Raw genomic sequence first — 6,319 nt, forward strand, 5'->3', positions numbered from 1 at the left:
CTTGCGGATACGCCGGCTCTGCGACGAACATCCGTCCTCGACAGGCCGAGCTCGCCACTCTCCGGACCTGGCACGGTGTTTCCACGGCCGCAGCACTCCACAGCAGCACTGCCTGCCCCGCTGAGACGCGGGGCAGGCAGTGCTGCTGGTGTCGAGCCTTATTCGCTGGCGCCCATTCGAACTAACTAATTAACCTGCGTGATACCTCCTCGCACGAACATCACCAGCGTTCGTGCTCCTGATCACGCAATCAGGCCGATCCAGCCAGAGCTCCTGGCCACCCTCGTCGATCGTCAAGCCGAACCGCTCGCCGTCGGGCTGACCCCACGAGATCCAGCGCAGGTAGGCGTCGGACACCTCCTGCCAGAGGTTTCGGGGGCCGTGCCAGGTGACTTGATAGTCCGGGTCACCTGGCACGTAGTCGACCGCGGCCCACGCGCCGATGCCTTCGCCCGTCTCGACCAGCAGCAGGGAGCACCTGCCCGAGTCCGTGAGGTCCGGTGCCAGGATCTTGGCTACTCCCGGGGCGAGAGCGGTGATCGCCAGACCCGCGCCGAGCGGGCATTCGGCGACTGCTCGCGGGTCGAGGCGGGTCCGTTCCTGGTGGGCGTCTTGGGGATGACGCGGGTTCCACTTCAAGGCGTAGCGCTGCGAGCGGAGCATCATGTATGAGGCAGTACGAACCAGGCGGCCGACCGCCCTGCCCTCGGCATCGACGATGAATCGGACGAGCTGGCCTTGCGCGAAGGGCGGCGCCCACGGAGCGACGATAATTCCGCCGGGACGGGCTTGAGCCACCCATGTGTACGGGAGGCGTTCGACGGCGCAGGTGACGTGTACCCGGTCGTACGGTGCACCGTCCAGCCAGCCGTCCGAACCGTCTCCGGTGATCAGGCAAGGAGCGTAACCGGCGGCTTTGACGTTCTTCTTTGCCTGCGCCGCGGCCTGCTCGTCGACCTCGACGGAGACGACATTCCGCTCGCCCACCCGGTGGGAGAGCAATGACGCCGTCCATCCGGTCCCGGTCCCGATCTCCAGTACGCGGTGGTGATCGTGCACGTCGAGTGCCGCGAAGGTGGAGAACACGATGCCGGGCGCGGAGCACGACACAGTCGGCACGCCTCTCCCACGACGTACGTCACTCCGCCCATCGTCGAATTGCGTGACGATCGAGGCATCGGAGTGGACCGCGTTCCACCAGCCTGTGGCGTTCCGGTTTCGGTCGATGGCGTACCCCGGAGCCGGCCCGTCGGGCACTGCCCACGCGACTTCGGGCACGAAGTGTTCGCGTGGCACCGCGTCGTACGCCTCCCGCCAAGGGGCGGTCAGCTGTCCCTCGGCGGTCAGCGCATCGGCGAGGGACTGCGCGCTCGCCCGATCGGTCGTGCTCGTCATGTGTTGCTTTCTTGGGTGAGGAGATCGGCGAGTGCTCCGGCAACGCCGATCCCGGTTTCTGCCGCGAGCCAGCCCCACTCGCCGCTCTGATTGGTCTCCAGGAAGACCCAGTGCCCGGAGGTGTCGAGGATGAGGTCCACGGCGCCGAATGCCAGGCCGAGGCGCCTGTGCAGGTCGACCAGCCGTGTCCTGACATCAGCGGGCAGGTCGATCACGCGGTAGCTCAACGAGTCGTAGTCCGAGCGCCAGTCCGTTCGCCCTCGGTCCGAGGCCGCATCAATGGCGACGGCGAATACCTGGTCGCCTACGACGATGGCACGCGCTTCGTGTCGCTTGGGTACCTGCTCCTGGAAGAGCTGCGCTGTTCGCTTGATCGCCGGATCACGTAGGTCGTCGGGGTTCGTGATGGGCGAGGTGTAGATGATGCGGATCTGGCCCTCGTCCGCGTGCCAGATACCAGCGAGTGGCTTGTAGACGATGGGGCGGTCCAGTTGTTTGGCCCAGCCGTAGGCCCGCTCGGGGTCGTTGGTGATGAGCGTTCTTGGAACGCGCAGCCCCACAGCTGCCGCGGCTGCCAGTTGCACGGGCTTGTACTCCGCTCGGGCAGCCGAAGCCGGGTCGTTCACCCAACGGGCTCTTTCAAGCGCTTGCAGCACGCCGCCGAATCCCCGTCGAGCTTCCCCGTACGCGAAAACCTGCTCGGCCCGCGACATCCCCTCGGGGAGAGTGAACTGTGTGGGACGGCGGTAGTAGACGCTGCCCACATCGGCGAGACGGACGAGCTCGGAGCCGGTCTCCGGATCGGAGAGAGTCCCGGACCACGAGCCACCCGTCGAGATCTCGGCAGACATACTGACCTTGACGGGGAAGTCCGTTGCGTCCAGGCGGACTACGGGTACGCCACGGAGCGCGAGTTCGGCAGTCACACGGCTTGCGGTTCGGTCGGTGTCGTCGGTGAGGACCAACACGGTGCGTACCACTGCGGTCCTCTCCTCAGTCGTCCTGCATCTCTTCCTGCTGCGGGGCGCTCCCGTCCGGCGAGCCCTCACTCGTGGTCTTCGAGCCGCCCTCGTGCGCACCGGCGGTCGGCCGGGGGACCGTAAGGAACGCCAGGCCCCAGGGACGGGCAGTGGTCGCCTTCTCCTCGCTGCTCGCCAAGAGGTGGCGGAGGGGGTTCAGCGGGAAGATCGATCCGGATCGCATGAACAGCCCCCGGGACTCACCATCCGGCGAGTGCAGAACCAGGTCCAGCTCGGAGGTCTCCGTGACTCGGTGGGTCGATGGCATGCCAAACCCCGTCTCTTGTCGACGTGTTGGATGTTGTGCGGTGCGTTTGTGTCACGCGCTGCGACGCACAGCGAAGGTAGCCCTCGCCCACATCGGGCACAAGCATGGACCGGCCCATCCATGAGACGGCATATGCCAAGAAGCCTCCCACCTGGGAAAGCAGGAGGCCGACACCGAAGGGGTTCATCAGATCAGGCGATCAGCGCACCCGACTTGACGTCAACGATCAGGGCGCCAAGCCTGGCGGGGGTGAGCCTGATGGTCACACCGGGATCGTTGCCCTCTCTCATCACGATAATTCCCTCGTGCCACGCAAGCTCGACACAGCTCCCTTCAGATTCGGAGAAGGAGGACTTCTGCCAGGATATGAGCGCGCTCATCGTCGTCTACTCACAATTCCTTCGCGATTCGATTGATGACTTCTCGTGACTCGTTGACCCCAAGTGTTACCCGATCGAGCGAGTCGTATACGGCGCGATAATGCGCGAGCTGAGCATCCGCGTCCAGGAAGACGGAACCGTAAGCAGAGTCCAGCTGAACCGTGTCGAGCTGTGGGACGACCCCACCTAGATAGAGCATGGTTTGTGCGGAGCCGGCGAACTCTTCGCTGCTGAAGGGGATCACGCGCACGACGACCGTGGGCCACTCCGAGACTTCGAGCAGATGGCGCAGTTGGCCGAGGGCCACCTTCCGACCGCCGTAGAGGACGTGGAGCGCAGCCTCATGGATGATGGCTTCGAACTGAGGCGGTGCCGGGCGCTCAAAGATGGCCCGACGCCTGAGTCGATGCTCGACCCTGGCCTGGAGTTCATCGTCGGGGAGCGCCGGGATACGACCTCCGAAGATGGTTCGCGCGTAATCCTCGGTCTGGAATATCCCGGGAACCGTCATGGCCTGAAAGGCGCGGAGGTGCCTCGCATAATATTCAAGTTCCGCGATGTTCAGAAACGCGGCGGGCAGGACACCTCGATAGCCTTCCCACCAGCCCTTGCCTCGGTCTTCTGCCATGGCGCAGAGCGCATCGACCAATTTCATGTCGGTCGCGGAGTAGAAGGCAGCGAGGCGACGGACCCGCTCGGCGCTGACGCCCCACCGTCCGGATTCGATGTGACTGATCTGTGCCTGGTTCCCGCCGAGATGTTCTCCGGCGGCACGAGCAGGCAAGCCGGAGGATTCGCGCAGCTTGCGCAGCTCCGTACCGAGCCGCACCTGTCTTGCTGTTGGACTTCGCCGCGGTGGCATCAACTTCCCTCTCGTGACTGGCGCATAGATTCTCCTGCGCCAAGTCTCACGGGTCCACAGCCGGGCGCGCAGGCTTTGGCCCACGCTTGGCGAGGCACATACATGTGCCCTACGGTCCTAGCCAACACCGCGCCGCACTGTCGGGAACAGCCGAAGTGCAGCTACATGCCTGCCCGTTGACGGCGTCATGGCCAGGTAGCCGAGCCACGGACGGCAGTGAGGGCGCGGGGGTCCACGACCGCGTTGGGAGACCACGTCATGCGTACCGTCATGCTCAACAGACCCCACACCACCATCGATGAGGACGGCCTCGAACCCACGGACACCTATCAGTTGTCCGCACCCGCCCTACCCACCACCGCTCGGGTCGCCCGGGAGTTCGTCGCCGCAGCACTCGAGGCCGCCAACCGGCCCTCGCTAGTGGAGAACGCCCTCGTCTGTGTGTCCGACCTGGTCACCAACGTCGTTCAGCACGCCCGTGTCCCCAGTCTCTCCGTGGACGTCACCGTGCGCGGGGACCGCATCGTGATCTCCGTGCTCGACGGCAATGCCGTGCGGCGCCCGCGGCGGCGTACGGCTCGGGCTGGGCAGGAGGACGGGCGGGGGCTCATGCTCGTTCGGGGGCTCTCGGCGGCCTCCGGGGTGAGCCTCGTGTGGGACGAGCTGAACGTCGTCGGGAAGTGCGTGTGGTTCGAGCCGCGCGCGGATACGGGCCCGTAGCCACTGCTCGTGCGGCCCGGCGTAGCCTCGAAACCGATGGGTTTCGTGTGATGTGGAGGTCGTGCTGATGGCTGGGATTCCGACGTCTGTTGTGGCTGCGAGCGGGCTCGTTGGTGGGTATGGCGTCGCTCGGTGGACCAAGAAGCGGCCGCTTGGTGGGGTGGTGTTGGCTGCCGCTGGGGCCGTTGCCGCTCGGCAGTGGGCGGGGAAGGTCGGGGCGCCTCAGGCTGCCGCGCTGACCGGGCTCTACGTTGCCGCGTTCGCCGGGTCGCATCCGCTGGCGAAGAAGGTGGGCGCCTGGCCGTCCGTGTTTGCTGTGGCCGGTGGGGTTGCGCTTGCTTCTTGGGTTGTGGAGAGCCGGGCCTGAGGTGAGGGGGCGCCCCCGCCCCCTCACCAGGGCGTTACTTCGACGCCTCCGTCAGGAGGGTCAGTTCCTCCTGCGTCAGGTTCAGGTCCGTCATCGCCAGCAGGGCCGGGAGCTGGGACACCGTGCGGGCGCTCGCCAGGGGGGACGCGACCGTGGGGCGGGAGGCGAGCCAGGCCAGGGCTACTGTGGCGGGTTCCGCGGCGTGGGCCTCGGCCACCTGGTCCAGGGCTGCCAGGACGCGGAGGCCGCGGTCGTCCAAGTACTTGCTCGCGCCTTCCGCTCGGCCGCTTGCCACCTCCGTACCCGGGCGGTACTTGCCCGTGAGGAAGCCGGACGCCAGGGCGAAGTACGGGACCGCCGCCAGGCCGTGCTGTGCGACCACGTCCGCGAGCGGGCCCTCGTACGTGTCGCGCGAGACCAGGTTGTAGTGCGGCTGGACGGCTACGTACTTCGCCAGACCTGTGGAATCCGAGAAGGCCAGGGCCTCCGCCAGGCGGTCTGCCGTGATGTTGGAGGCGGCGATCTCGCGGACCTTGCCCTCCTTCACCAGCGTGTCGAGCGCGGTGATGAATTCCTCCACCGGGACCGACGGGTCGTCGTAGTGGGTGTAGTAGAGGTCGATGTAGTCGGTGCGCAGGCGGCGCAGGGAATCCTCGACGCCCGACTTGATGACGGCAGCCGACAGGCCGCGCGGTTCGGGGACGCCCGCGCCGATCTTGGTGGCCAGGACGATGTCGGCGCGGTTGCCGCGGGAGGCGAACCAATTGCCGATGACGGTCTCCGATTCGCCACCCTTGTTGCCGGGGACCCAGGCGGAGTAGACGTCGGCGGTGTCGATGAAATTGCCGCCCGCCGCCGCGTAGGCGTCGAGCACGGCGAACGATTCCGTCTCGTCCGCCGTCCATCCGAAGACGTTGCCGCCGAGGGCGAGCGGATGGACCGAGAGTGAGCCGATCTTCTGGTGAGTGTCAGCCATGGTGGTTCCAACGCTCTTGCGGGGGTGATCATTCCGGCCCCCCTGGGCCCCCGGCGCCGTGGCGGGGGCTTCGCCCCCGGGCCCCGTGGTCAGTTGCTGTCCGGTGGTCCGGTTGCCCACCGGGTTGCCTCTTGCGCTGCGCGCGCGTCTGCGGCCCCGGTGGGGGCTTGTCGCGCAGTTCCCCGCGCCCCTAAAAGCCGCCCACGAGCTCGGTCACCCCTGTCCGTCCGGCGACCGCGGGTCGTCGCTGGTTGCTCGCGCAGTTCCCCGCGCCCCTGACGGGGCGCGGCGGCCCGCCCGGCGCCGTGGCGGGGACTGCCATCCCCCTGCGG

8 protein-coding genes are annotated in these 6,319 nt (G+C 67.0%); 2 read left to right on the plus strand and 6 right to left on the minus strand.

The features are described from left to right. Nucleotides 1–189 precede the first annotated feature (189 nt). The 5 genes from K6I34_RS06235 to K6I34_RS06255 form a co-directional block, all read right to left on the minus strand. Nucleotides 190–1,395 (minus strand): methyltransferase domain-containing protein, encoded by a 1,206-nt coding sequence (locus K6I34_RS06235; RefSeq protein WP_229323075.1) that lies wholly within the window; start codon nt 1,393–1,395, stop codon nt 190–192. Then, nucleotides 1,392–2,375: an ATP-grasp ribosomal peptide maturase gene (gene tgmB, locus K6I34_RS06240; protein ID WP_229323076.1), complete on the minus strand. Its 984-nt coding sequence runs from the start codon at nt 2,373–2,375 to the stop codon at nt 1,392–1,394. Before tgmB ends, K6I34_RS06235 begins: the two co-directional genes overlap by 4 nt. 13 nt (nt 2,376–2,388) lie before the next feature. Then, complete coding sequence (locus tag K6I34_RS06245; RefSeq protein ID WP_229323077.1) at nt 2,389–2,682, minus strand: hypothetical protein; 294 nt, start codon at nt 2,680–2,682, stop codon at nt 2,389–2,391. Between the two features lie 191 nt (nt 2,683–2,873). Then, nucleotides 2,874–3,062, minus strand: a complete 189-nt coding sequence (locus K6I34_RS06250; RefSeq protein ID WP_229323078.1) for a DUF397 domain-containing protein — start codon at nt 3,060–3,062, stop codon at nt 2,874–2,876. Between the two features lie 10 nt (nt 3,063–3,072). Further along, nucleotides 3,073–3,891, minus strand: a complete 819-nt coding sequence (locus tag K6I34_RS06255) for a helix-turn-helix transcriptional regulator (RefSeq protein WP_308293969.1) — start codon at nt 3,889–3,891, stop codon at nt 3,073–3,075. 291 nt (nt 3,892–4,182) lie between these two features. On the opposite strand from K6I34_RS06255, the gene K6I34_RS06260 reads away from it, so the two are divergent. Beyond that, nucleotides 4,183–4,644 carry an ATP-binding protein gene (locus K6I34_RS06260; RefSeq protein WP_229323080.1) on the plus strand — a complete coding sequence of 154 codons (462 nt, stop codon included), beginning with the start codon at nt 4,183–4,185 and terminating at the stop codon, nt 4,642–4,644. A 67-nt stretch (nt 4,645–4,711) separates the two neighbouring features. Further along, nucleotides 4,712–5,011, plus strand: a complete 300-nt coding sequence (locus K6I34_RS06265) for a hypothetical protein (protein WP_229323085.1) — start codon at nt 4,712–4,714, stop codon at nt 5,009–5,011. Nucleotides 5,012–5,045: 34 nt separating this feature from the next. Here the strand turns inward: K6I34_RS06265 and K6I34_RS06270 are convergent, their stop codons facing one another. Continuing rightward, nucleotides 5,046–5,987, minus strand: coding sequence for an aldo/keto reductase (locus tag K6I34_RS06270; protein WP_229323081.1), 942 nt, complete (start codon nt 5,985–5,987; stop codon nt 5,046–5,048). Between the last annotated feature and the right edge of the window lie 332 nt (nt 5,988–6,319).

This window comes from Streptomyces sp. UNOC14_S4 (assembly GCF_020740835.1).
Taxonomy (GTDB): Bacteria; Actinomycetota; Actinomycetes; order Streptomycetales; family Streptomycetaceae; genus Streptomyces.